This window comes from Aeromonas sp. QDB14 (genome assembly GCF_027707845.1).
GTDB lineage: Bacteria > Pseudomonadota > Gammaproteobacteria > Enterobacterales > Aeromonadaceae > Aeromonas > Aeromonas caviae.
In genome coordinates this window covers 11,971-36,249 of record NZ_JAPCJD010000008.1, presented here as the reverse complement: position 1 = coordinate 36,249, position 24,279 = coordinate 11,971, and the positions used below count along the sequence as shown (strand labels likewise).

Annotated in this window: 20 protein-coding genes; 9 read left to right on the top strand and 11 right to left on the bottom strand. The window is 60.2% G+C overall.

Going from position 1 to position 24,279, the window contains the following annotated elements; translation table 11 throughout:
* The first annotated feature begins 58 nt into the window (after nucleotides 1-58).
* Nucleotides 59-721: a DUF2987 domain-containing protein gene (locus tag PG887_RS04235; protein ID WP_041215137.1), complete on the top strand. Its 663-nt coding sequence runs from the start codon at nucleotides 59-61 to the stop codon at nucleotides 719-721.
* Between the two features lie 71 nt (nucleotides 722-792).
* On the opposite strand, the gene ttcA is transcribed toward PG887_RS04235, so the two are convergent.
* From ttcA to ccoN, 11 genes are all read right to left on the bottom strand, one after another.
* Nucleotides 793-1,701, bottom strand: a complete 909-nt coding sequence (gene ttcA / locus PG887_RS04230) for a tRNA 2-thiocytidine(32) synthetase TtcA (protein WP_010674783.1) — start codon at nucleotides 1,699-1,701, stop codon at nucleotides 793-795.
* A gap of 67 nt (nucleotides 1,702-1,768) precedes the next feature.
* On the bottom strand, nucleotides 1,769-2,716 hold the full coding sequence (gene uspE / locus PG887_RS04225) for a universal stress protein UspE (RefSeq protein WP_039040780.1): 948 nt from the start codon (nucleotides 2,714-2,716) through the stop codon (nucleotides 1,769-1,771).
* A 136-nt stretch (nucleotides 2,717-2,852) separates the two neighbouring features.
* Complete coding sequence (locus PG887_RS04220; RefSeq protein ID WP_010674781.1) at nucleotides 2,853-3,608, bottom strand: FNR family transcription factor; 756 nt, start codon at nucleotides 3,606-3,608, stop codon at nucleotides 2,853-2,855.
* 68 nt (nucleotides 3,609-3,676) lie between these two features.
* Nucleotides 3,677-4,363, bottom strand: a complete 687-nt coding sequence (locus tag PG887_RS04215) for a sulfite exporter TauE/SafE family protein (protein WP_201997120.1) — start codon at nucleotides 4,361-4,363, stop codon at nucleotides 3,677-3,679.
* A complete protein-coding gene (ccoS, locus tag PG887_RS04210) occupies nucleotides 4,347-4,553 on the bottom strand; it encodes a cbb3-type cytochrome oxidase assembly protein CcoS (RefSeq protein WP_124243799.1) in 207 nt (68 codons plus the stop codon). The genes PG887_RS04215 and ccoS overlap by 17 nt, the downstream gene beginning before the upstream one ends.
* Nucleotides 4,554-4,635: 82 nt before the next feature.
* On the bottom strand, nucleotides 4,636-7,032 hold the full coding sequence (locus tag PG887_RS04205) for a heavy metal translocating P-type ATPase (RefSeq protein ID WP_270821230.1): 2,397 nt from the start codon (nucleotides 7,030-7,032) through the stop codon (nucleotides 4,636-4,638).
* 88 nt (nucleotides 7,033-7,120) lie between these two features.
* Nucleotides 7,121-7,609, bottom strand: coding sequence for a FixH family protein (locus tag PG887_RS04200; RefSeq protein WP_134997855.1), 489 nt, complete (start codon nucleotides 7,607-7,609; stop codon nucleotides 7,121-7,123).
* Between the two features lie 113 nt (nucleotides 7,610-7,722).
* Nucleotides 7,723-8,712 carry a cytochrome-c oxidase, cbb3-type subunit III gene (ccoP, locus tag PG887_RS04195; RefSeq protein ID WP_270821229.1) on the bottom strand — a complete coding sequence of 330 codons (990 nt, stop codon included), beginning with the start codon at nucleotides 8,710-8,712 and terminating at the stop codon, nucleotides 7,723-7,725.
* Nucleotides 8,712-8,891: a CcoQ/FixQ family Cbb3-type cytochrome c oxidase assembly chaperone gene (locus tag PG887_RS04190; protein ID WP_010674775.1), complete on the bottom strand. Its 180-nt coding sequence runs from the start codon at nucleotides 8,889-8,891 to the stop codon at nucleotides 8,712-8,714. The genes ccoP and PG887_RS04190 overlap by 1 nt, the downstream gene beginning before the upstream one ends.
* Before the next feature lie 11 nt (nucleotides 8,892-8,902).
* Nucleotides 8,903-9,517 carry a cytochrome-c oxidase, cbb3-type subunit II gene (gene ccoO, locus PG887_RS04185; protein ID WP_010674774.1) on the bottom strand — a complete coding sequence of 205 codons (615 nt, stop codon included), beginning with the start codon at nucleotides 9,515-9,517 and terminating at the stop codon, nucleotides 8,903-8,905.
* Nucleotides 9,518-9,535: 18 nt separating this feature from the next.
* Complete coding sequence (gene ccoN, locus PG887_RS04180) at nucleotides 9,536-10,960, bottom strand: cytochrome-c oxidase, cbb3-type subunit I (protein WP_010674773.1); 1,425 nt, start codon at nucleotides 10,958-10,960, stop codon at nucleotides 9,536-9,538.
* A 279-nt stretch (nucleotides 10,961-11,239) separates the two neighbouring features.
* On the opposite strand from ccoN, the gene PG887_RS04175 reads away from it, so the two are divergent.
* The 8 genes from PG887_RS04175 to pyrD all read left to right on the top strand — a co-directional run bounded on the left by PG887_RS04175 (nucleotide 11,240) and on the right by pyrD (nucleotide 24,252).
* The gene (locus PG887_RS04175; protein ID WP_103243112.1) at nucleotides 11,240-11,698 is read left to right on the top strand and encodes a hypothetical protein; all 459 of its coding nucleotides are present in this window, start codon (nucleotides 11,240-11,242) and stop codon (nucleotides 11,696-11,698) included.
* 108 nt (nucleotides 11,699-11,806) lie between these two features.
* Nucleotides 11,807-12,265: a GAF domain-containing protein gene (locus tag PG887_RS04170; RefSeq protein WP_139736345.1), complete on the top strand. Its 459-nt coding sequence runs from the start codon at nucleotides 11,807-11,809 to the stop codon at nucleotides 12,263-12,265.
* Between the two features lie 101 nt (nucleotides 12,266-12,366).
* Nucleotides 12,367-13,011 carry an RNA chaperone ProQ gene (gene proQ, locus PG887_RS04165; RefSeq protein ID WP_010674770.1) on the top strand — a complete coding sequence of 215 codons (645 nt, stop codon included), beginning with the start codon at nucleotides 12,367-12,369 and terminating at the stop codon, nucleotides 13,009-13,011.
* 8 nt (nucleotides 13,012-13,019) lie between these two features.
* The gene (gene prc, locus PG887_RS04160) at nucleotides 13,020-15,035 is read left to right on the top strand and encodes a carboxy terminal-processing peptidase (RefSeq protein WP_045524882.1); all 2,016 of its coding nucleotides are present in this window, start codon (nucleotides 13,020-13,022) and stop codon (nucleotides 15,033-15,035) included.
* Between the two features lie 129 nt (nucleotides 15,036-15,164).
* Nucleotides 15,165-17,789, top strand: coding sequence for an aminopeptidase N (pepN, locus tag PG887_RS04155; protein WP_270821228.1), 2,625 nt, complete (start codon nucleotides 15,165-15,167; stop codon nucleotides 17,787-17,789).
* A 67-nt stretch (nucleotides 17,790-17,856) separates the two neighbouring features.
* Complete coding sequence (locus tag PG887_RS04150; protein ID WP_010674767.1) at nucleotides 17,857-18,078, top strand: DUF2835 family protein; 222 nt, start codon at nucleotides 17,857-17,859, stop codon at nucleotides 18,076-18,078.
* A 274-nt stretch (nucleotides 18,079-18,352) separates the two neighbouring features.
* Nucleotides 18,353-23,194: an NAD-glutamate dehydrogenase gene (locus PG887_RS04145; RefSeq protein WP_270821227.1), complete on the top strand. Its 4,842-nt coding sequence runs from the start codon at nucleotides 18,353-18,355 to the stop codon at nucleotides 23,192-23,194.
* A gap of 47 nt (nucleotides 23,195-23,241) precedes the next feature.
* Nucleotides 23,242-24,252 (top strand): quinone-dependent dihydroorotate dehydrogenase, encoded by a 1,011-nt coding sequence (pyrD, locus tag PG887_RS04140; protein ID WP_039040791.1) that lies wholly within the window; start codon nucleotides 23,242-23,244, stop codon nucleotides 24,250-24,252.
* Nucleotides 24,253-24,279: the final 27 nt, after the last annotated feature.

Sequence of the window (24,279 nt, the reverse complement as noted above, 5' to 3'; positions counted from 1 at the left end):
GATACCAGGGGATCAGCCGGTGTCGACCCGCCCGGAACATGATGCAAAAGGATGGCATATGAACAAGCGATACGGGATGGCGGCGCTCCTGCTGATGCCCATGCTGGGACAGGCTGAGCCGTCCCTTGAACTCGACTACGGCACCTTCTACAGCCAGATGAAGACCTTCGCCAAGGGGGAATTTGGCCATGCCAGACTGGGCTTTTATCTGGCCAGTCAACAGAACGGTCGGCGATGCGGGCTCACCTCGGCCCGGGTCTCGACCCCGGACAGGGATGTGCCCGCCGAGGTCACGGTGGATGGCGAACTGCGTCTGCCCTATGACGAAGATCTCAACCTCGACAAGGCGATCGTGGTGGTGGGGCTCACCGAGGCCCACGCCGCCTGCGATCTGTCGGTACAGGTGATGGCTGACGCCCCCGCCACACCCGAGGTGCCGCTGGCCGAGCTCGTCTCGCGCCAGCAGCAGATGCAGCGATTGCTCGACAAGATGGCCGGCATGGTCGGCCAGTATTTCCTGCCCAAGATGGAAGGGGTGCGGATCTCCATGGTGGCGCCCGCAGGCACAGCCTACCTTGTGGAGGGGGCCCGTCAGGAGGCCGTCTCCTGGCAGCAGGGGCAACTGCTGCTCAGCAATGCGCAGCTGAAGGGGTTTGCCCAGGGCAAGCTGCAACTGCAAGGGGAGATCCTGCGCCTGACCCCCTGGCTGCACAAGGGGTAGCGATCCGAGTCCGCAGATTGCCAGAATGAGAAAAGGAGCGCCTGGCGCTCCTTTTCTGTGGGTGACGGGGCTTAGCGCACCTCAATCACGTCCAGCATGTCCATCTCGTCGATGTCCAGCAGCGGCGCCTTGGGCAGCTCTGGCGGATCAAATGCCTTGTCGCCACCGTCGATGATGCCGGAGTCGCGGTTGATGCTCTTGAAGTCAAACAGCTGGTGATCGAGCAGGTGGCTCGGGATCACGTCCTGAATGGCGGTGAACATGGTTTCGAGACGACCCGGGAAGCGGCGATCCCACTCCTGCATCATCTGCTTGATGGCCTGGCGCTGCAGGTTCTCCTGGGAGCCGCACAGGTTGCAGGGGATGATGGGGAAGGCCTTGACCTCGGCATAGCGCACCAGATCTTTCTCCTTGCAGTAGGCCAGGGGGCGGATCACCACGTTCTTGCCATCGTCGCTCACCAGCTTGGGGGGCATGGATTTGAGCTTGCCACCGTAAAACATGTTGAGGAACAGGGTCTCGAGGATGTCGTCACGGTGATGGCCAAGGGCGATCTTGGTGCAGCCCAGCTCCTGGGCGGTGCGATACAGAATGCCGCGGCGCAGGCGGGAGCAGAGCGCGCAGGTGGTCTTGCCCTCCGGTACCTTCTCCTTGACGATGGAATAGGTATCTTCTTCCACGATCTTGAAGTCGATGCCGAGAGTGCTCAGGTATTCGGGCAGCACGTGCTCGGGGAAGCCGGGTTGCTTCTGATCCAGGTTGACGGCCACCAGATCGAAATGGATGGGGGCGCTGGCCTTCAGGCTCATCAGGATGTCGAGCATGGCAAAGCTGTCCTTGCCGCCAGACAGGCAGACCATGATCTTGTCACCCTCTTCAATCATGTTGAAGTCGGCGATGGCCTGGCCCACGTTGCGCCGCAGACGTTTCTGCAGCTTGTTGAAACTGTATTTCTCTTTGGCGTTAAGCTCTTCTAGCATGGCCTCAAACCCGGGACAAAAATAAGCGGCTTATTATAGCCATGTCCCGGGGGAGGGCAAGAAACGCTTATGCAGGATGACGCCTGTCATCCACAGGGCAGCTGTAATCGTCGGGTTTGAGGATGAGAATGTCGCAGTTGAGCCTGTCCACCACGTGCTCGGCGGTGTTGCCAAGCAGGGCGGCAGAGAGGCCGGTACGGCCGACGCATCCCATGATCATCAGGGTGGCATTCAGATCGTCCGCCATGTCCGGCAGCACCTCCTCCGGCAAGCCTTCCGCCACCTTGGTCCACATGTGGTTGATGCCGAATTGATCGGCATGTTCCCGCAGCAGATCTTCATGGTGTTTGCGAATGGCATCGTTGTAGGCGTTGGGATCGAACTCTGGCAGTTCGATGGCGACATTGACCGGGGTGCCCGGGTAGGTGTTGACCAGATAGAGACTGGCACCAAGCAGCTCGGCGATGGCGATCCCCTCGCGGGTGATCCGCTCGTTAAGCACCTTCTGCTCCTTGTCATCGCTCGAGCAGTTGATGGCGGCAATCAGGTTGCCCCCCCGTTGCCAGTGCCCTTCTTTTACCAGCAGAACCGGACAGGGGCATTTGCGCAGCAGGTGCCAGTCGGTGGGGGTGAAGATGAAGGTTTGCAGGAAGGAGTGTTTGTGAGTCGCCTTGACGACCAGATCGTGACGCTGTTCCAGCACTTCCTGAATGACGCACTCGAAGGGACGGTTGTGCCAAAGCACTTTCACTTCGCATTCCAGCCCTCTGGCCCGATAGGGAGTTAGGATCTCGTCGAGCCACTCCCGACGCTGGGCGATGACACCATGGCGCATCTCTTCCCGCTCGTCTGCCGAGAGCATGGCGGTCATCTCGTAAGAGAAGTCGTAAATCGTCAGGAGCAGGGTCAGCTGGGCGCCCTCATCCAGCTCGGCGACCTTGACCGCGCGCTCGAGCGCGATCTGGCGCTCCTCCTCGGGATTGATCACCACCAGAATGTTTCGGTACTTGACCATGTTCTCCTCCTTGGTAAAAAGGCCAATGATGGCAACTCTTTAGCTATTACAGCTTAGTCCAAGGGGGGAGACGGCAAGGTGTGCCGGATCAAATTTCAGGGTGATCCGATCCGGCAAAAAAGGGAATAAACGGGGATTAACCGCAGGGAGGACGAGTGGCTCCGGCCATGACGCCCAAGGCAACGTTGTCCAGTACAGTAATGTATTTGCCTTTGACGCTGATGAGACCGGATTTCTGGAAACGGCCCAGCAGGCGGCTGATGGTCTCGACGGTGAGACCGAGGTAGTTGCCGATGTCTCCACGGGTCATGGAGAGGCGGAACTCCTTGGCGGAGAAGCCGCGCTCGGAGAAACGAACCGAGAGATTGTGCAGGAAGGCAGCGAGGCGCTCTTCGGCGTTCTTTTTGGAGAGCAGCAGTATCATCTCCTGGTCGCCCATGATCTCGTTGCTCATCAGCCGCATGATCTGCTGGCGCAGTTTGGGCATCTTGCCAGAGAGGTCGTCGAGCACATCGAACGGTATTTCGCACACCATGGCGGTTTCCAGCGCCTGGGCGAAGGAGGGGTGGGCCTGCTTGTGGATGGCGTCGAAACCGACCAGATCACCGGCGAGGTGGAAGGCGGTGATCTGTTCGTCACCCTGTTCGGTGATGGTGTATGACTTGATGGTCCCGGAACGTATGGCATAGAGCGACTTGAGCTCATCGCCGGCCTTGAACAACTCTTCACCCTTCTGGAACGGCTTTTTGCGCTCGATGATGCTGTCGAGCTGATCGAGCTCGTTATCGTTCAGGGTGAAGGGGATGCAGAGCTGGCTGATGCTGCAATCCTGGCAATGAATTGCACAGCCACCGCTCTGAATACGTCTGCCAGGTTTCTTGTCCGGGATCATAGGCTCAAATGAATAATTGATTTATATCAAACAAGTTTACCACCATCTCATCCGTTTTGGATAGGGTTTCAAAAGGACGCCATCCCGATCCAGAGGGTGTGGATCCCGTAGGCAATAAGCAGCAAGGCGCCCCCAAGGCGCAGGCTGCGCAGGGTGAGCCAGTAGCGCAATCGGTCTGCCAGCCCCCCCAGTGCAAACAGGGTCGGCAGGGTGCCGAGGCCGAAAAAGAGCATGATGAGTGCCCCGCCACTCGCGGAGCCTGCGGCAGCGCTCCAGGTCAGCATGGAGTAGACGAGGCCGCAAGGGAGCCAGCCCCAGACCATGCCAAAGGGGAGGGCCTGCCTGGCTGATGTAAACGGGAGAAACCTGCCTGCCAGCGGCTTGATGAGAGGCCAGAACTTCGCACCGATGCGCTCGAGCAGCAAGACGCCATGCCACCAGCCAGCCAAGTAGAGGCCGAGCGCTATCATCAGCAGGGAGGCGATGAAGCGAAGCCCTGCCAGGGCGTGTTTGCCAGCGCCTATCTCCGTGGTGGTGGCGAGCAAACCACCCACCAGCGCGCCCGCCAGCACATAGCTCAGGATGCGCCCCAGGTTGTAGTTGAGCAGATAACCGAGTCGGCCCCAAAAATGCTGCTTCTCGGCAGGTATGGCCATGGAGAGCGCTGCGGACACGCCGCCGCACATGCCGATACAGTGGCCGGCACCGGCAAGCCCGACCAGCAGGGCGCCCATGAGGTCAAGGCTGCTGGTCATGAGGCTTGCTTTCCTGTTCTGCTTGTTGTTCAGGGGGGGGCAATGGGCGCTGCTCCTCGTCAAACAGGATGTTGGAGCCCTGCCTGTCGAGATCCTCGAACTGCTCGGAGCGGATGGCCCAGAAGAAGACGGCTCCTGCAATGACAACGAACAGGATGGCGATGGGGATGAGGACGAAGATGATGTTCATGGCGCGGACCCTGTGGTGAAAGGGGGATGATAACCCGGCGAGGCAAGAGGTGCCGCCACCCGGGAGGATGCCAGATGGCTGCTCACCGGTTGAGCCGCATGGAGTTGGTGACCACGATGAGGGAGCTCAGGGACATGCCAGCAGCCGCCAGATAAGGGGGGAGCCAGCCACTTGCCGCCAGCGGCAGCACAAGCAGGTTGTAGCCGATGGACCAGGCAAAGTTCTCCTTGATGATCTTGCGAGTGCGCAGGGCCAGGGCCCGGGCTGCCAGCAGACGGGAGAGATCGTCGGCCAGCAGGATGGCGTCGGCACTGTTCTTGGCCAGATCCGTGCCCCCCGCCATGGCAAAGGACGCGTGGGCGCCGGCCAGTACAGGGGCGTCGTTGATGCCATCTCCCACCATGATGCTGATATCCCCGGCCGCTTCCCGGGCCTTGAGATAGGCCAGCTTGCCGTCCGGGGTGACCCCTTTTACCAGCTCATCGACCCCCAGCTCGCGGGCCAGCATGTCCGCCTGGTCCGAACCGTCGCCGGTGAGAATGGTGGTTTGCAGGCCTGCCTCCTTGAAGGCCTGGATCAGTGCACCGGCATCGGGGCGCAGCGTGTCGGCCAGGATGAAACGGGCCAGCAGTCCGTGTTCATCGGCCAGATAGATGGCCAGCCCTTGAGCGGCATTCTCTTCTTGCGCCAGTTGGAGCCAGCGTGCACTGCCGATGCGGTAATGCTTGCCCTCAATTACTCCCTGCACGCCGTGGCCGATGACGGGGGTGACGTCGCTGGCGGCGAGCGGTACCCCGTCCGCCAGTGGTTTGCTTCGAAACGCACGGGCGATGGGGTGCTCGGAGTAGGTCTCCAGGGCATGGGCGAGTGCGAGGCAGCGGGCTGCGTCGAGCTCGCCGAGGGGCTGGGTGCTCACCAGGCTGATGTTGCCCGTGGTCAGGGTTCCCGTCTTGTCCATCACGATGCGGTTGGCCCGGGTCAGAATGTCCAGCACGTGGCCGCGGCGCAGCAGGATGCCGCTGCGGGTCAGGTTGGCAGTGGCCGAGGTCAGTGCGGTCGGGGTGGCCAGCGAGAGGGCGCAGGGACAGGTCGCCACCAGCACCGCCAGGGTGACCCAGAAGGCCCGCTCGGGCTGATGAAAATGCCAGAAGGTCCAGACCGCGGCCGCAATGATCAGGAGCACCAGGATAAAGTGGCGCGACAGCACGTCCGCCAGTTGGGCGATGGCGGGCTTGTCGTCCAGAGCATGATCCTGCAGGCGCATGATCTGGGCCAGACGCGACTCTTCAATGGGATGGCTGACCCGGATCTCCAGGGGGGCATCGGTATTGATGGTGCCTGCATAGACGGGATCCCCGGCCTGCTTGAGCAGAGGCAACTGTTCGCCAGTCAGCATGGATTCGTTGAGGCTGGCCTGGCCCAAGGTGACGATGCCGTCTGCCGGCAGGGTGGCCCCCGCGAGTACCCGCACCCTGTCTCCGACTCGCAGCGTCTTGGCGGCCACCTCGTGTTCGCCGTCATCATCGATGCGGGTCGCCATGATGGGCACCAGACGCGCCAGGTTGGAGCTCGACTCCGACGCCTTGCGCCTCGCTCGCAGTTCCAGCAGACGGCCCAACAGCAGGAAAAAGACGAACATGGTGATGGAGTCGTAATAGACCTCACCCGTGTTGAAGACCGTGGCCCAGATGGAGGCGACGAAGGCGCCGATCAGTGCCAGCGACACCGAAACATCCATGGAGAGGTGCCCCTGCTTCAGGCTGCGCCATGCCCCCACGTAAAAAGGCTGGGCCGAGTAGATCATGATGGGAGTGGAGAGCAGAAGGCTTATCCACTTGAAGTAGATCATGAACTCCTCTTCCACGCTGATGAAGAGGTCCATGTAGAGTGCCACGGCGCACATCATCACCTGCATGGAGCCAAGGCCGGCCAGCGCCATGCGGAACATGTAGCTGCGTACCTCTTTGGCGTAGAGTGCTTCCTGTTGATGAGTCTGGAAGGGATAGGCGCGATAGCCGACCCTGGCAAAGCCCTTGAGAATGTCGCTCAAAGAGAGCTGGGCCGGATCCCACTTGATGCGGGCGCGATGGGTGGTGGTATTGACGTTGATGTAACGCAGACCGCGCAGGGTCATCAGGTGCCGCTCGATGAGCCAGGCACAGGCGGCGCAGGTCAAGCCTTCCACCGTCAGCTGGATCTCGCGCGTAGTTTCGCGACCCGTACCGGTGTCGGTGACGAACTCCTGCTGCACCTCCGCCAGATCGTAGTGGGTGAGGGCGGCGAGCTCTTCGGGCACCAGTTCTCCCTTGATGCCGGGAGCGGTGCGGTGTTCGTAATAACTGGCGAGGCCGCATTCGAGAATGGTCTGTGCCACGGCTTGGCAGCCAGGGCAGCACATCGGCTGAACGATGCCTTTGATCTCGAGAGTAAAGTTACTGCCAGTGGGAACCGGTTCACCACAGTGAAAACAGCCGGTCATGGTGATCATCCCTCTTTGATGCAGCCCTGCAGGCCGGGTCGGGGAGAAGGGTGGCTGACCGGCGTGCCGATCACCCTGCCTTCGTGATTCAACGTCCCTTGGGATCGAGCTCAATCGCTGTCTGAGTCGGCAGTTGTGCCGTCTCCTGGAGGCGCCATTCATGGTTGAAGGCATCGACCCGCACGTGCCACTTGCCGGTGAGGGGCTTGTCCAGCATCAGGCGATAGACTCCCTTGCCATCGGCCGTCAGCAGATGTTCGCTGTCCAGGCCCGCCAACGTGGGATGAAACAGGGAGAGGTGCAGTGCTTGTCCTGGTGGGATCTTCCCTGCCAGGGGAGTCAAGGTCAGCTCCTTGTCGCTGACATTGAGGGCGATACGGATGCCGAGCGCCTCGGCGCGATCGAACTTGCTGAGATCCTGGTTAATCTCCTTACCCTGCTTGTAGTAGTCCTCCGCTACCAGGTTGACCCCATCCTTGCTGGCAATGATGGCGGTGGCGATGCTGCCTACCACGGCAGCACAGGGGAGGGCGATGATGAACCAGGGCCAGAATTGGCGATACCAGGGTTGGGTCATGATGCTACCGAAACAAATGGTTAACGAAATGGCGGTAATTCAGCCAACACAAGATAACAAAAAGCCTCGAAGAGTCGAGGCTTTTTGCTGATTAATCACGTGCTTATCACATGTTACTGCTGATTTTGCCGATCGTTGTGGGACAAGCTGTAAACGTAGGAGGCGAGCAGGTGTACCTTGTCTTCCCCCAGAATGTCCTTCCAGGCCGGCATCACGCCGTGGCGCCCGTGGGTGATGGTCTGTTCGACCACCTGACGGGAGCCGCCATAGAGCCAGATGTTGTTGGTCAAGTCGGGTGCGCCGAAGGCGATGCCGCCCTTGGCATCCGGGCCGTGGCAGGCGGCGCACATGGCAAAGCGTGCTTCCCCTTTCTTGGCTTCCACCAGATCAACCTTGCGACCGGAGAGGCTCAGCACATAGGAGGCCACCTCCTTCACCCCGTCCTGACCCAGGATCTCGCCCCAGGCGGCCATGATCCCCTGACGACCGCCCATGATGGTGGTCTTGATCTGGTCGGGTGCGCCGCCCCACTGCCATTCGCTGTCGGTCAGGTTCGGGAAACCGCGGCCACCGCGGGCATCGGAGCCATGACACTGGGAACAGTTTTGCAGGAACAGGCGCTGACCCACCTTCAGGGCTTCCGGATCCTTGGCGATCTCGGTGATCTCCTTGTAGCTCTTGCCGTCAGCCTGATAGGTCAGCTCGCGGAACTTGGCGCCGTAGATCTCGTCGGCCTTGGCGAGTTCCCGGTCGTATTCCACCGCGCGTCCTTCGGCCTTGGCAGACTCGGCCGCCGTCTTGGACTCGGCCAGGGAACGCACATCCTGGTTGGAGCTCTGCCAGCCCAGCAGACCCTTGAAGTTGCCAAGGCCCGGGAAGGCGAGCAGGTAAATGAGCCCGGTGACGATGAAGAAGAGGAACATATAGGACCACCACTTCGGCAGGGGATTGTTGATCTCCTCGATGCCGTCGAAGGTGTGACCCATGGGTTTGCCCTCTTCGGCCCCCATCTTGTCCTTCATGCACCAAGCCAGCAGCAGGAAGCAGCCGAGAATGGTGCCAAGGCTTATGACGGTCACAAAAATGCTAAACAGAGTGCTCATTATTGCTTCGCTCCTGCGTTCTTGTTATCAGCACTGGGTTGCTCGTCATCGGCAAAAACCAGGTTGGCGGCCTCGTCGAAAGAAGCCTTGCGGCGCTTGCTGTAGGCCCAGACGATGATGCCAATCATGATGACCATCAGCAGCAGGGTGTACAGGCCGCGAAATGTGCCGTAATCCATATCCCGACTCCTTATTTCAGGGCATGGCCCAGTGATTGCAGATAGGCGATCAGCGCATCCAGCTCGGTCTTGCCCTTGACGGCCTCACCGGCGCCGGCGATGTCGGCATCGGTATAGGGCACGCCGAAGTGATCCCGGAACAGAGCCAGCTTCTTGCCGGTCAGCTCGCCGCTCAGCACATTGGTCTCGAGCCAGGGGAAGGCCGGCATGTTGGACTCGGGCACCACGTCGCGCGGGTTGATGAGGTGGGCGCGATGCCAGTCATCTGAGTAGCGACCGCCGACCCGGGCCAGATCCGGGCCGGTACGCTTGGAGCCCCACAGGAAGGGGTGCTCCCACACGCTCTCGCCGGCAACCGAGTAGTGGCCGTAGCGCTCGGTCTCGGCGCGGAACGGGCGGATCATCTGGCTGTGGCAGACGGTGCAGCCTTCGCGGATGTAGATGTCGCGTCCTTCCATCTGCAGGGCGGTGTAGGGCTTGAGGCCCTCCACCGGCTCGTTGGTCTGCTTCTGGAAGAACAGGGGGGTGATTTCCACCAGGCCCCCCAGGCTGATGGCGAAGATGATGCCAATCACCAGCATGGGGACGCTTTTTTCAAAAATCTCGTGACGGTTGTTGTTGCTCATGCTTTAAACCCCTTCAAATCAGGCTGGCTGTGCGACGGGTTCCAGAGAACCCTTGGGCGCAGTGACGGTGCGATAGGCGTTGTAGGCCATCAGCAGCATGCCGGTGACGAAGAAGCAGCCACCCAGGAAGCGCACGAAGTAGAAGGGATAGGAAGCTTGCAGCGCCTCCACGAAGCTGTAGGTCAGGGTGCCGTCGTCGTTGACCGCACGCCACATCAGGCCCTGCATCACACCGGAAATCCACATGGCGACGATATAGAGCACGGTGCCCACGGTGGCCAGCCAGAAGTGGACGTTGATGAGCTTGATGCTGTACATGCGCCCCTGCCCGAACAGGTTCGGGATCAGGTGGTAGACGGCACCGATGGACACCATGGCAACCCAGCCCAGGGCACCGGAGTGAACGTGACCGATAGTCCAGTCGGTGTAGTGGGAGAGGGCGTTGACGGTCTTGATCGCCATCATGGGGCCTTCGAATGTCGACATGCCGTAGAACGACAGGGAGACGATCAGGAAGCGCAGGATGGGGTCATAACGCAGCTTGTGCCAGGCACCCGAGAGGGTCATGATGCCGTTGATCATGCCGCCCCAGGAGGGCACGAACAGGATGAGGGACATCACCATGCCCAGCGACTGGGCCCAGTCAGGCAGGGCGGTATAGTGCAGGTGGTGCGGACCGGCCCAGATATAGAGGGAGATCAGCGCCCAGAAGTGCACGATGGAGAGGCGGTAGGAGTAGACGGGGCGACCCGCCTGCTTGGGCACGAAATAGTACATCATGCCAAGGAAGCCCGCTGTCAGCAGGAAGCCCACTGCGTTGTGGCCATACCACCACTGCACCATGGCATCCATGGCACCGGAGTACATGGAGTAGGACTTCATGCCGGAGAGCGGCACTTCCATGTTGTTGACGATGTGCAGTACGGCCACCGTGATGATGAAGGCACCGAAGAACCAGTTCGCAACATAGATGTGGGAGGTGGTGCGCTTGACCAAGGTGCCGAAGAAGACGATGGCATAGCTCACCCAGACCACGGCGATGGCGATGTCGATGGGCCACTCCAGCTCGGCGTACTCTTTGGAGGTGGTGTACCCCAGCGGCAGCGAGATGGCTGCAGACAGAATGATCGCCTGCCAGCCCCAGAACACGAAGGAGGCGAGGGGACCACCAAACAGCCGGACCTGACAGGTGCGTTGCACCACGTAGAAGGAGGTGGCCATCAGGGCGCTGCAACCAAATGCGAAGATGACCGCATTGGTATGCAGGGGACGCAGACGGCTGTACGTCAGCCAGGGGGTGTCAAAGTTGAGGGCAGGCCAGATCAACTGGGCTGCAATCAATACACCCACCGACATGCCGACGATACCCCAGACAATCGTCATGACGGTGAACTGGCGCACAACGGTGTAGTTGTACTCAGGGTGGTTTGTTGTATGGCTCATCGTTGTATTCCGCTTCCGATGCTGTTGTTAGTGTTGCCCGGTGTCCTGGGCCATTTTCACCCCGGTTTTGCAAAATCCTCTCGTTAACATCTGTTAATAAAAGGAAAAGCAAAAGGTGGTTAAATGAAAATCCATTGAGAATGATACTGAAATGACCGGTAAAATAACAGTACAAACAGTGATATATTTGGCTCCAGCGGGTCTCATGTCCGCCAGTTTTTACCTTGCGCCAGATCACGAAAATTACATTTTCAAAGTACCTTACAGAGCTGTTTTTTCATGAAAGAGAGACTCACTTCACGCAAAATCGTCCACCTGTCCATGGTGCTGGTCATTTTGCTCTCCCTGATGGCCTATCGAACCTGGTTTTCAGGCACTGGAAGCGACCATGCAGAGGGCACCAATGTTCAGATTTGTGATCTGTCCCACAGCCCCTGCCGCCTCATCGTCGGGGATCGCCCGCTGACGGTCAGCATCGATGGCTTGCCGATCCGCCCTGAACATGACTTTGTCCTGCGCCTTCAAGGGGGTGTGCCGGCCATCACGCCGGTCAAGGCCTGGCTCGAGGGCAAGGAGATGTTCATGGGGCTCATCCCCGTGCTGTTTGAACCCAGCCAAACGGGGTGGCGAGGGGTGACCCAGGTGGGAAGTTGTACGACCGAGGCGATGGACTGGCTCCTGACCATCGAGTGGAGCAATGGCCAGCGCCATCAACTGACGTTGGGCGCGGCACGTTGAACGGACTCTCATCGGGCCCCAGGAGGGGGGATAATTGAAAATTGATTTGAAATTTTCAGGCAGGACGGTACCTTGCATTGATTATCAAGGAGTGAAGTTCATTTAATCATGATTGAAAAACAAGCATTTTATCGCACGCTCAACCAGCAGGCCCAGGCATTGCTGGAGGGCGAACCCGACATGATCGCCACCCTGGCAAACCTGTCTGCCCTGCTCAATCAGGAACTGGCTGACATCAACTGGGTTGGTTTCTACCTGCTGCAGGGCGAGACCCTGGTGCTCGGCCCGTTCCAGGGCAAGCCAGCCTGTGTGCGCATCCCGGTCGGGCGCGGCGTCTGTGGCACTGCGGTTGCCGAGGGCAAGACCCAACTGGTGGACGACGTTCACCAGTTCGCGGGGCACATTGCGTGCGATGGTGCCAGCAACTCGGAAATCGTGATCCCGCTGCACCGTGGCGGGGAGATCATCGGGGTGCTGGACATCGACAGTCCAATTTTTAACCGCTTTGACGAGCAGGACCGGATTGGCCTCGAAGAAACGGTGCAAATTTTGGAAAGCATGCTCTAAGTCATTGCTAGATGGTTCGCAAAAGGTCCCAAGCTCTCTATAATGGGGCCTTTGTTGTGTTCGGGCATGCCCGTGCGTCTATATGAAAGCCAAGGTTATACATGGAAAACACTGAAAAGCTGAAGAACAGTAAAGAGATCGTCGCCTACCTGGTCGAGAAATTCCCGGCCTGCTTCATCGCTGAAGGAGAGGCCAAGCCACTCAAGATTGGCATCTTCCAGGATCTGGCCGCGCGTCTTGCTGATGACGAGAGAGTCTCCAAGACCATGCTGCGCTCTGCTCTGCGTCAATACACCTCCAGCTGGCGTTACCTGCATGGCCTCAAGGCTGGCCAGGCCCGTGTCGATCTGGACGGCAACCCGGGCGAGCTGCTCACCGAAGAGCACATCGAGCATGCCAAACAGGCGCTCAAGGAGAGCAAGGAACGTGTCTTTGCCAGCCGCCGCACCAACACCAAGGAGAAGGAAGACAAGCCCAAGCAGCCGCGTCGCAACGCGCCGCGCAAGGCTGACGCTCCCCGCTCCGACAAGCCCAAGTCCGCCCCTGCTCCCAAGGCTGCACCGGTCGCCGATGCGCCGCTGGTGAAAGTGGATGCCGCTACCCTGAAAGTCGAGCAGGGCGTGCGCGTCGTGCTGGGCAAGTCCCCTGTGCCTGCGACCATCAAGGAAGTGACCAAGGATGACGTACAGGTTCAATTGCAGACCGGCATGATGTTGCGGGTCAAGTTCGAGCATCTGGTTCTCTAAGGAGACGAATGTTGAAGCATGGCGTGATTCGTTTTTCACTCGTTGCCTGTAGCCTGGCGCTTGCCGGGCTCGCACAGGCCATCGAGCCGGTGCTCAAGGAAAGTGATTTGCCTGTGTTGGCTCAAGAGAGCCAACATGCTACGGCCAGCAAGCGAATTGCCAATCTGTTTACCCGCTCCCACTACAAACAGTTCAAGCTGGACGACGCCTTTTCCTCCGTGATCTTTGACAAGTATCTGGAGAATCTGGACTACAGCCGCAACCTGTTTCTGGCCTCTGACATCAGCCGTTTTGAGAAATATCGTACCGGTTTTGACACCGACCTCGAGCGAGGACGACTGGCTCCGGCCTACGAGATGTTCAACCTGAGTCAGCAGCGGCGGTACGAGCGGTTCGAATACGCCCTCAAACTGCTCGACACTCCCTTCGATTTTACCCAGAAAGACAATTACGTCTTCGATCGGGAAGGGGCTCCCTGGCCCAAGGATGAAGCCGAGCTCAACGAGCTGTGGCGTCAGCGGGTCAAGTTCGATGCCCTGAGCCTGAAGCTCAGCGGCAAGGAGTGGCCCGAGATCAAGGAGCTGCTTGGCAAGCGTTACAACAACGCCATCAAGCGGATGTCCCAGACCGAGAGCGAGGACGTGTTCCAGCTCTTCATGAACTCCTTCGCCCGCGCCATTGAACCGCACACCAGCTATCTGTCTCCACGCAGCGCCGATCGGTTCAACACCGAGATGAACCTCTCGCTGGAGGGGATTGGTGCCGTGCTGCAGGCGGAAGATGACTTCACCGTCATCCGCTCCCTGGTGCCCGGCGGCCCGGCGGCCAAGTCCAATCACCTGAAACCCGATGACAAGATCACCGGGGTGGGGCAGGACGACGGCAAGATTGTGGATGTTATAGGCTGGCGTCTTGACGACGTGGTCGAGCTCATCAAGGGGCCGAAGGGCAGCAAGGTGAAGCTGGAGATCCAGCGCGGCAAGGGCGCGACCGCCAAGACCGAGCTGGTGGAGCTGGTGCGTGACAAGGTGCGTCTGGAAGACAGAGCCGCCAAGTCCAAGGTGATCACCGCCGAGGGCAAGAAGATCGGCGTGCTCGAGATCCCGAGCTTCTACGTCAATCTGCACGACGACGTGATCAAGGAGATCTCCAGCCTCAACAAGCAGAAGATCGACGGCCTCATCGTCGATCTGCGCGGCAACGGCGGCGGTGCCTTGACGGAAGCCTCCGCCCTGAGCGGTCTCTTCTTCGCCAGCGGCCCCGTGGTGCAGATCCGTGATCACATGGGTCGCATCACCGTCAATGGTGACGACGACGGCAATGTCTACTACGGTGGCCCCATGTCGGTGATGATCGACCGCTACAGCGCTTCGGCGTCCGAGATCTTCGCCGCCGCCATGCAGGACTATGGTCGTGCGCTGATCCTCGGCGAAAACTCGTTCGGCAAGGGGACGGTGCAGCAGCATCGCAGCCTCGCCAAGGTCTATGACTTTTACGAGCAGCCGCTGGGTCACGTGCAGTACACCATCGCCAAGTTCTACCGTATCGATGGCGGCAGCACCCAGAACAAGGGGGTTGCTCCCGATATCGCCTTCCCGACCGCAGTGGCGCCGGGTGAGACGGGGGAGAGCCGCGAGTTCAACGCGTTGCCTTGGGACAAGATCGCCTCGGCCAGCTACGAGCGACTGGGGGACTTCTCCAGCCTGCTGCCCAAGCTGAAATCGGCCCACGAGGCGCGGATCACCAAGGATCCGGAATTTGCCTATGTGCTGCAGGACATCAAGGAGTATCAGGCGGACAAGGACAAGAAGTCGGTCTCCCTGAACGAAGCCGAGCGGCTGGCTGAACAGGCCAAACAGGACGAGAAGGCGCTGGCGCGAGCCAACGAGCGGCTGACTCGTCTTGGCAAGCCGACGGTGAAGAGCCTGGATGAACTGCCGACCGATTTCGAGGCACCTGACGAATACCAGGTGGAAGCGGCCAACATCACGGCGGATCTGGCCACCCTCAGCAAGAAGAGCTGATGCTGGCAATGGAATGACAAGGGCGACTCGGGTCGCCCTTTCTTTTGCCTGAATGCAAACTATTTGACCCTGTCCGAGCCTTGTGACAGCCTCTGACACGTCAATAACAAAGCGTGGAAGCACACAATAATGACTGAACAACCTCAGGCCATGACGGCCAAATATCGCCAGGATTACCAGGCTCCCCTCTATTGGTGTGACAGCCTGGATCTCGATTTTCAGCTGCAAGAGCCCCTGACCCGGGTCACCGCCATCTCCCGTTTGCGTCGCAGCGGCGATCACAATGAACCCCTGGTGCTAGACGGCGAGGGGCTTGACCTTGTCAGCGTCAGTGTGGATGGCGTGCCCTATCAGCAATACGAGCAGGGAGAGAGCTGCCTGACCCTGTTCAACCTGCCGGCCGAGTGCGTGCTGACCGTGGTCACCGACATCGATCCCGCCGCCAACACGGCGCTGGAGGGGCTCTACAAATCCGGCGATGCCTATTGCACCCAGTGCGAGGCCGAGGGCTTTCGTCGTATCACCTATTATATGGACAGGCCGGACATCCTGGCCCGTTACAGTACCCGCATCACCGCCGACAAGGCCAAGTACCCCTATCTGCTCTCCAATGGCAACAAGGTCGCGAGCGGCGATCTGGACGACGGTCGCCACTTCGTGCAGTGGCAGGATCCCTTCCCCAAACCGAGTTACCTGTTTGCCCTGGTGGCCGGTGACTTCGATGTGGAACGCAACCACTTCATTACCAAAAGCGGCCGCCAGGTGGCGCTCGAGATCTTCGTGGACAAGGGCAACCTGGACCGCGCCGGTTTCGCCATGGAGAGCCTCATCCACTCCATGCGCTGGGACGAGCAGCGTTTCGGCCTCGAGTATGACCTCGACATCTACATGATCGTGGCGGTGGACTTTTTCAACATGGGGGCCATGGAGAACAAGGGGCTCAACATCTTCAACTCCAAGTTCGTGCTGGCCAACCCGGCCACTGCCACCGATGCGGACTACCACGGCATCGAGCGGGTGATCGGCCACGAATACTTCCACAACTGGACCGGCAACCGCGTCACCTGCCGCGACTGGTTCCAGTTAAGCCTCAAGGAGGGGCTGACGGTGTTCCGGGATCAGGAGTTCTCTTCCGATCTGGGGTCGCGCGGCGTCAACCGCATCAACAACGTGCGCACCGTGCGCGGTCCGCAGTTTGCCGAAGATGCCGGCCCCATGGCCCACCCCATCCGCCCGGATGTGGTGATCGAGATGAACAACTTCTACACCCTGACCGTCTACGAGAAGGGCTCTGAAGTGATCCGAATGATGCATACCCTGCTGGGGGAGGACGCCTTCCAGGCGGGCATGCGCCTCTACTTCGAGCGTCACGACGGCTCTGCCGCCACCTGCGACGACTTCGTGCAGGCGATGGAGGATGCCTCCGGGGTGGATCTCGCTCGCTTCCGCCGCTGGTACAGCCAGTCCGGCACCCCCGAGCTCACCGTGACCGACGAATACGATGCCGAAAGCGGTGTCTATCGTCTGCACGTGAGCCAGCACACCCCGCCGACCCAGGATCAGCCACAAAAGCTGCCGCTGCATATCCCCCTCGACATCGAGCTCTACGATGAGCAGGGGGCCGTCATCCCGCTGCAATACCAGGGCAAGGCCATTGGCAATGTGCTGGACGTGCTGGAAGCACAGCAGACTTTCGAATTCGATCGGGTGCCGGTCAGGCCAGTACCTTCCCTGCTGCGGGACTTCTCCGCCCCGGTCAAGCTGCACTATGACTACAGCGACGAGGCCCTGGCCTTCCTGATGCGCCATGCCCGTAACGAGTTTGCCCGCTGGGATGCGGCCCAGATGCTGATCAATAAGGCGGTGATCGACGGGGTTGCGCGGGTGCAGCACGGGCAGGAGATTGCACTCTCCCACACCCTGCTGGCGGCCTTTGTCGCCATTCTGGACGAGGCTGCACTGGATCCCGCCCTCAAGGCAGAGATCCTGGCCCTGCCGGGGGAGGCGACCCTGGCCGAGCTGTTCGAGGTGGCCGACATCGACGCCATCCATCAGGTGCGCAACGGCATTCAGACTGCTCTGGCCCACGCCTTTGGCGACCGCCTGCTGGCGTGCTACGAGAGCCTGCGTCTGCCGGCTTATCAGGTGGTCCATGCCGACATGGCCAAGCGGGCCCTCAAGGGTGTGGTGCTGGGTTATCTGGCGGCGCTGGATGCCGCGAAGGCCGATACTCTGGTGCGCGAGCAGTACGGGGCTGCCGACAACATGACCGACACCCTGGCGGCGCTCCAGGTGGCCAACAGCCATCTGCTGCCGTGCCGCGCCGCGCTCTTGGCCGACTTCGAAGGCAAATGGGCCCATGATGGCCTGGTACTGGACAACTGGCTGCGGTTGGTGGGGGCCAAGCCGGCCAAGGATGTGCTCCATGACGTGAAGCAGGCGATGGCGCACCCGACCTTCAGCATCCGCAACCCGAACCGGCTGCGGGCGCTCATCGGCAGCTTCGCCATGAACAACCAGGTGCAGTTCCACGCTGCCGATGGCAGCGGCTATCACTTCCTGACCGATCTCTTGATCGAGCTCAACGAGGTCAATCCCCAGGTGGCGTCCCGCCTCATCACCCCGCTTATCCAGTTCAAGCGGCTCGATGAGGGGCGCAAGGCGCTGGTTCGCGCCGAGCTGACCCGCCTGGCCAACCTGGACGGGCTGGCGCGGGATCTGTTCGAGAAGGTGAGCAAGGCGCTGGCACAGTAAGCGTCACGATGGCGGGCAGGGGAGCCTGGCTCTCCTGCCCGTTTTTCATGGATGACCAGGAGGTGACATGAGGCAATACACTTTTCGGCTCTCCCTTGGCCGCGACGAAATCATGTTGATGTACCAGGGGCAGGTGAACCGCCTGGTGGTACGTACCGAGCAGGGTCTGACCCTGGAGCTGGGGTTGGAGAAAATCCGGCGTTTTGTGTCGGAGAGCGGCGTTCACGGCTACTTTCGACTGAAAACCCAGGATGATCATCGCTTCATTTCCCTGGAACGCATAAATTAACAAAACTTGAACATCAATCCGGGTAATTATCTGCTTTAAGTCACTATCTATCCGGTAAATGGCGCGGCATCCAGTGGGATTTTCTGAATTTTGCCAACTTGGCAAAATTTATCACAACCCAAGCCGTGATCTGCCCCTTGTTTTTAACATCCCGTTATCACCTTTGCTCGCCTTCCTTGATCCAAGCCATTACACTTCGCTGCAACTCTGTACCGGCGCGCATCCTGGGTGGATGTCGCCGTGTCTGTGATGTCGTCCGATAAGGAAACTAGCAATGGCATTGAAAGACGCCCCTACCTCCGTTCTGCTCGAAAACGTTCTCAGTCTGATCCACCAGAAATTGCCGAAAAACAGTGCCTCCCTGGTCGAATGTTTCGTTGCCAAGTTCTACGGCAACATGGCCAGCACTGATCTGCATGACCGCAATGACAGCGATCTCTATGGCGCCGCCCTCAGTCTGTGGAATGCCCTCAACCACCGCACCGGCATCGAGCCCTATATCCGGGTCTACAACCCCGAGCTGACCCGCCACGGATGGCAGTCTCCCCATACCATCGTCGAGATCATCCTGCAGGATTCCCCCTTCCTGGTGGACTCCATCCGCATGGCGCTCAAGCGTCTCAATATCACCGCCCACATGATGCTGCACCAGCCGCTGCACCTAATCCGCGGCGAAGGCGGCAAGATTGGCGCCATCCTGGATCTGGACAACACCGCAGAGCAGACCTCGGTGGAAACCGCCTTCCTCATCGAAATCGATCACCTGACCGGTGAAGAGGAGATGGACGCCCTGACTGCCGAGCTCAACTCGGTGGCGCGGGAAGTGGCCCTGGCGGTGGGAGACTGGCAGCCCATGCTGACGCGCCTGAACGAGATCATCGAGGAGCTGCCCAAACGCAAGAACCCGGTCAGCCAGGCCGAGGTGGACTCCTGCGTCGCCTTCCTCAAATGGGTGGCCGCCCACAACTTCACCCTGATGGGTTATCGTCGCTACGACGTCAAGGCGGTGGAGGGGGATCACGAGATCCTGCCGCAGCCCGAGTCCAGCCTGGGGCTGATGAAGAACTCCATCAAGGACGAAGGCCAGCGCCTCGGCACCATGCCCGCCAGCGCCCGTCACGCGGCCCTCAGTTCCGACTTGCTGATCCTCACCAAGTCCAACAGCAAATCCCGGGTGCATCGTCCGGCCTATGTGGACTACATCGGCATCAAGCGTTTCGACGAGCACGGCAAGGTGGTGGGAGAGGATCGCTTCATCGGCCTGTATGCCTCCTCCATCTACAACACCAGTGCGACCCAGATCCCCCTCATCAGCCACCGCCTCGAGCGCATCATGGTCGCCTCCGGCTTTGAAACGGGCTCCCATGCCTACAAGGCGCTGCTGAACGTGCTGGAAACCTACCCGCGCGACGAGCTGATCCAGGCCCGTGAAGAGGAGCTGCTGGCCACCGGTCTCGGGGTGCTGGAGATGCAGGAGCGGGACATGCTGCGCCTGTTCGTGCGCCGCGACGTCTACGGCCGCTTCTTCTCCTGCATGGTCTATGTCACCAAGGAGCGCTACAACACGGCGCTGCGGGTCAAGACCCAGCAGATTTTGCAGAAATATTTTGGCAGCAGCATCGATGTGGAGTTCAACGTCTACTTCACCGAGGGTGTGCTGGCACGGACCCACTACATAGTGCGGGTCAACAACAACAACGTGGATGTGGATGTGAACGAAGTACAGAACAACCTGATTGAAGCGGCCCGCAGCTGGGATGACCGCCTGGATTCCGTGCTGCTTTCCCACTATGGCGAGGCCCGCGGCAACGAGCTGCGCCGCCGTTTCAGCACCGCCTTCCCCCGCGCCTACAAGGAAGATGTGCTGCCGGGCTCTGCCGTGGCGGACATCATGGCCCTGGATGGATTGAGCGAGGCCGAGCCGCTTGGCATGCTGTTCTACCGCGCCCAGGAGGAGGAGAACGATCGCCGGGTACGCCTCAAGCTGTTCCACCGAAGCGAACCCATCCACCTCTCCGACGTCCTGCCCATGCTCGAAAACATGGGGCTGCGCGTCATCGGCGAGACCCCGTATCAGGTACGGACCCCCACCGGCGAGGTGTTCTGGATCCTCGATTTCTCCATGCTGCTGCGGGGCGAGCAACCGTTCGATCTGGAGCAGAGCCAGCAGCGCTTCCAGCAGGCCTTCGCCGCCATCTGGAACAAGACCCTGGAAGATGACGGCTTCAACCGTCTGGTGCTGGGGGCCGGCCTCACCGGTCGTCAGGTATCCGTGCTGCGGGCCTATGCCAAATACATGCGCCAGACCGGCGTCTCCTTCAGCCAGTCCTATATCGAGGAGACCCTGACCCGTTATCCGGACATCGCCCAGCTGCTGTTCACTCTGTTCGAACAGCGCCTGGATCCGGCCATCAAGCAGGATGCCAAGGTGCAGGCCAAGCTGCACGAGGAGCTTGCGGCCAAGCTGGATCAGGTCGCCAACCTGGATGACGATCGCATCATTCGCCGCTATGTGGAGATGATCGACGCCACCCTGCGCACCAACTACTACCAGCTGGACAAGGCGGGCAACATCAAGCCCTACATCTCCTTCAAGCTGGCCCCCTCCAGCATCACCGATATGCCGCTGCCGCTGCCGAAGTTCGAGATCTTCGTCTACTCCCCGCGAGTGGAAGGGGTACACCTGCGCTGGGGCAAGGTGGCCCGTGGCGGCCTGCGCTGGTCCGATCGCAAGGAGGACTTCCGCACCGAAGTGCTGGGTCTGGTGAAAGCCCAGCAGGTGAAGAACACCGTCATCGTGCCGGTGGGCGCCAAGGGCGGCTTCTATTGCAAGCAGATGCCGGCAGGCGCCCCCCGTGCCGTCATCCAGGAGGAGGGCAAGGCCTGCTACCGTCTGTTCATCCGCGGCCTGCTCGATGTGACCGACAACATCATCCAGGGCGAGGTGATCCCGCCAAAATCCGTGGTGCGTCACGACGAGGATGATTATTACCTGGTCGTGGCCGCCGACAAGGGCACCGCCACCTTCTCCGACATCGCCAACGAAATCAGCCTCGAATACGGCCACTGGCTCGGCGATGCGTTTGCCTCCGGCGGCTCGGTCGGCTATGACCACAAGAAGATGGGCATCACCGCCCGCGGCGCATGGGAATCGGTCAAGCGCCACTTCCGCGAGATTGGCATCAACTGCCAGACCACCGACTTCACCTGCGTGGGGATAGGCGACATGGCCGGCGACGTGTTCGGCAACGGCATGCTGCTCTCCGAGCACATCCAGCTGGTGGGCGCCTTCAACCACATGCACATCTTCGTCGACCCGACCCCGGATGCGGCCAGGAGCTTCGTCGAGCGCAAGCGCCTGTTCGAGCTGCCGGGCTCGAGCTGGGATGACTACAACCGTGAGCTCATCTCCAAGGGGGGCGGCATCTTCCTGCGCTCTGCCAAGTCCATCAAGCTGAGCCCGGAAATGCAGACCCTGCTCGGCACCGACAAGAGCGGCATGGCCCCGAACGAGCTGATCAAGGCGCTGCTCTGCCTGAACGTCGACCTGCTCTGGAACGGCGGCATCGGCACCTATGTGAAGAGCGCCCGCGAGAGCGACGCCGACGTCGGGGATCGCAGCAACGACGTGCTGCGGGTCAATGGGCGTGACCTGCGTGCCCGCATCGTGGGCGAGGGTGGCAACCTGGGCTTCACCCAGCTTGGCCGGGTGGAGTACGCCAGTCAGGGTGGTCGCATCAACACCGACTTCACCGACAACGTGGGCGGGGTGGATTGCTCCGACAACGAGGTCAACATCAAGATCCTGCTGAACCAATTGGTGGCGGCCGGTGACCTGACCCTCAAGCAGCGCAACCAGATGCTCTACGAGATGACGGATGCGGTGGCCCAGGTGGTCATCACCAACGCCTACCGCCAGTCACAATCCATCTCGGTGACCGCCTTCCGTGGTGCCGAGCAGCTGAAAGAGCAGCAGCGCTTCATCCAGGGGCTGGAGCGGGAAGGCAAGCTGGACCGGGCGCTCGAGTTCCTCCCCTCCGACGAGGAGCTCTCCGAGCGGATGGCGGCAGGGCAGGGGTTGACCCGACCCGAGCTGGCGGTGCTGGTGGCCTACGGCAAGATGGTGCTCAAAGAGCAGCTCAACTGCCCGGAAGTGACCGAGGAGCCCTTCCTCGCCAACATGCTGGTCACCAGCTTCCCGACCCAGTTGCAGCAGCAATTTGGCGCTGCCCTGGCCCAGCACCCGCTGCGCGGCGAGATCATCGCGACCCGGGTGGCCAACATGCTGGTCAACGACATGGGGCTCAACTTCGCCAGCCGGATGAAGGACGAGACCGGTGCTTCGGTGGCGGAAGTGGCCTGCTGCTTCGCCATGGCGCGCGAGGTGTTTGGCCTCAACCAGCTGTGGCGCGACATCGAAGGGTGTGACAACGGGGTGGATGCCCAGACCCAGCTCGAGCTGATGTTCTACAGCCGCCGCATCGTACGCCGCGCCACCCGCTGGTTCCTGCGCGCCCGCAACCGCAGCTGGAGCATCGGCGAGAACATCGCCTTCTTCCGCCCGGCCTTCGAGACCCTGAGTCAGCACCTTTATGAGGTAATGGACGAGAGCGAAGTGGCCGAACACAGCCAGGCGGTCGCCGCCCTGATGGAGAAACAGGTGCCGGAGGCCATCGCCCGTCGCGTGGCCCACATGAGCAGCCTCTTCTCCTGCCTGGATCTGGCGCAGATTGCCGCGGAGCACAAGACCGACATCCTGCGGGTTGCCAACGTCTACTACCGCCTGGGTGCCAAGCTGGATCTGCACTGGTTCCTCGAACAGATCAACCATCAGCCGGTGGGCAACCACTGGCAGGCGATGGCGCGGGCCTCCTTCCGCGAAGATCTGGACTGGCAGCAACGCAGCCTCACCTCCGTGGTACTGGAAGGGTGCAAAGAGCAGGGGGAATGCGCTACCATACTGGCCGACTGGATTTCGGAGCATGAGCAACTCTTGTCCCGTTGGACCCACATGTTGGCCGACTTCAAGACCACGAGCACGCACGAGTTCGCCAAGTTCTCGGTGGCCTTGCGAGAGTTGAACCTGCTCCAGTTGAATTGCCGAACCTCGGCATAACCCCAAAAGCCCCGGCCAGTTGCCGGGGCTTTTTTTAAGGAGCAAGCATGCTGTACCCACTCGCCAGGCATTTCCTGTTCAAACTCAATCCGGAGCAGGCTCACGATCTCTCCATCAAATATTTGCCCCGCCTTCTTGGTACCCCGCTTGATTGTTTCTTCCGCCACTCTCTGCCCAAACGCCCCGTCACCGTCATGGGGCTTAATTTTGCCAATCCGGTGGGGTTGGCCGCCGGTCTGGATAAAGACGGGGAGTGCATCGATGCCTTCGGCGCCATGGGGTTCGGTTTCATCGAGGTCGGTACCGTGACCCCCAGACCCCAGAGCGGCAATGACAAGCCACGTCTCTTCCGGGTGATCCCGGCCGAGGGGATCATCAATCGCATGGGCTTCAACAACAAGGGCGTCGATCATCTGGTGGCCAAGGTGAAAGAGGCCAAATATCAGGGGGTGATCGGCATCAATATCGGCAAGAACAAGGACACCCCCATCGAGCAGGGCAAGGATGATTACCTTCTCTGCATGGACAAGGTGTATGACCACGCCGGTTATATTGCGGTCAATATTTCCTCGCCAAACACCCCGGGTCTGCGTCAATTGCAATATGGCGATGCGCTGGATGAACTGCTGGCCGCATTGAAACAGCGCCAACAGGAGCTGGCCGAGAAATATAAAAAGTATGTGCCGCTGGCCGTGAAAATTGCCCCGGATCTGTCACTCGATGAAATAGATCAGGTAGCCGCCTCTTTGATCAAGAACCGTATTGACGGTGTCATCGCCACCAATACCACTCTGGAGCGGGAGATGATATATGACATGCCCCATGCCGCAGAGGCTGGCGGGCTCAGCGGTCGTCCGCTCCAGCACAAGAGCACCGAGGTGATTCGCCACCTGGCCAAGGCCCTCGACGGCGCCCTGCCCATTATCGGTGTGGGTGGTATCGACAGCGCCATGGCGGCTCGGGAAAAACTGGCAGCGGGTGCCAGTCTTGTCCAGATTTACAGCGGCTTTATTTATAAAGGGCCGAGTCTGGTCAAAGAGATCGTTACCCATATTTAAAAAATAACCGGTTGCCCTTATTTAACG

Coding starts and splice junctions, on each gene's coding strand:
- PG887_RS04235 (WP_041215137.1), top strand. CDS start 59: ATGAACAAGCGATACGGGATGGCGGCGCTCCTGCTGATGCCCATGCTG.
- ttcA (WP_010674783.1), bottom strand. CDS start 1,701: ATGCTAGAAGAGCTTAACGCCAAAGAGAAATACAGTTTCAACAAGCTG.
- uspE (WP_039040780.1), bottom strand. CDS start 2,716: ATGGTCAAGTACCGAAACATTCTGGTGGTGATCAATCCCGAGGAGGAG.
- PG887_RS04220 (WP_010674781.1), bottom strand. CDS start 3,608: ATGATCCCGGACAAGAAACCTGGCAGACGTATTCAGAGCGGTGGCTGT.
- PG887_RS04215 (WP_201997120.1), bottom strand. CDS start 4,363: ATGACCAGCAGCCTTGACCTCATGGGCGCCCTGCTGGTCGGGCTTGCC.
- ccoS (WP_124243799.1), bottom strand. CDS start 4,553: ATGAACATCATCTTCGTCCTCATCCCCATCGCCATCCTGTTCGTTGTC.
- PG887_RS04205 (WP_270821230.1), bottom strand. CDS start 7,032: ATGACCGGCTGTTTTCACTGTGGTGAACCGGTTCCCACTGGCAGTAAC.
- PG887_RS04200 (WP_134997855.1), bottom strand. CDS start 7,609: ATGACCCAACCCTGGTATCGCCAATTCTGGCCCTGGTTCATCATCGCC.
- ccoP (WP_270821229.1), bottom strand. CDS start 8,712: ATGAGCACTCTGTTTAGCATTTTTGTGACCGTCATAAGCCTTGGCACC.
- PG887_RS04190 (WP_010674775.1), bottom strand. CDS start 8,891: ATGGATTACGGCACATTTCGCGGCCTGTACACCCTGCTGCTGATGGTC.
- ccoO (WP_010674774.1), bottom strand. CDS start 9,517: ATGAGCAACAACAACCGTCACGAGATTTTTGAAAAAAGCGTCCCCATG.
- ccoN (WP_010674773.1), bottom strand. CDS start 10,960: ATGAGCCATACAACAAACCACCCTGAGTACAACTACACCGTTGTGCGC.
- PG887_RS04175 (WP_103243112.1), top strand. CDS start 11,240: ATGAAAGAGAGACTCACTTCACGCAAAATCGTCCACCTGTCCATGGTG.
- PG887_RS04170 (WP_139736345.1), top strand. CDS start 11,807: ATGATTGAAAAACAAGCATTTTATCGCACGCTCAACCAGCAGGCCCAG.
- proQ (WP_010674770.1), top strand. CDS start 12,367: ATGGAAAACACTGAAAAGCTGAAGAACAGTAAAGAGATCGTCGCCTAC.
- prc (WP_045524882.1), top strand. CDS start 13,020: ATGTTGAAGCATGGCGTGATTCGTTTTTCACTCGTTGCCTGTAGCCTG.
- pepN (WP_270821228.1), top strand. CDS start 15,165: ATGACTGAACAACCTCAGGCCATGACGGCCAAATATCGCCAGGATTAC.
- PG887_RS04150 (WP_010674767.1), top strand. CDS start 17,857: ATGAGGCAATACACTTTTCGGCTCTCCCTTGGCCGCGACGAAATCATG.
- PG887_RS04145 (WP_270821227.1), top strand. CDS start 18,353: ATGGCATTGAAAGACGCCCCTACCTCCGTTCTGCTCGAAAACGTTCTC.
- pyrD (WP_039040791.1), top strand. CDS start 23,242: ATGCTGTACCCACTCGCCAGGCATTTCCTGTTCAAACTCAATCCGGAG.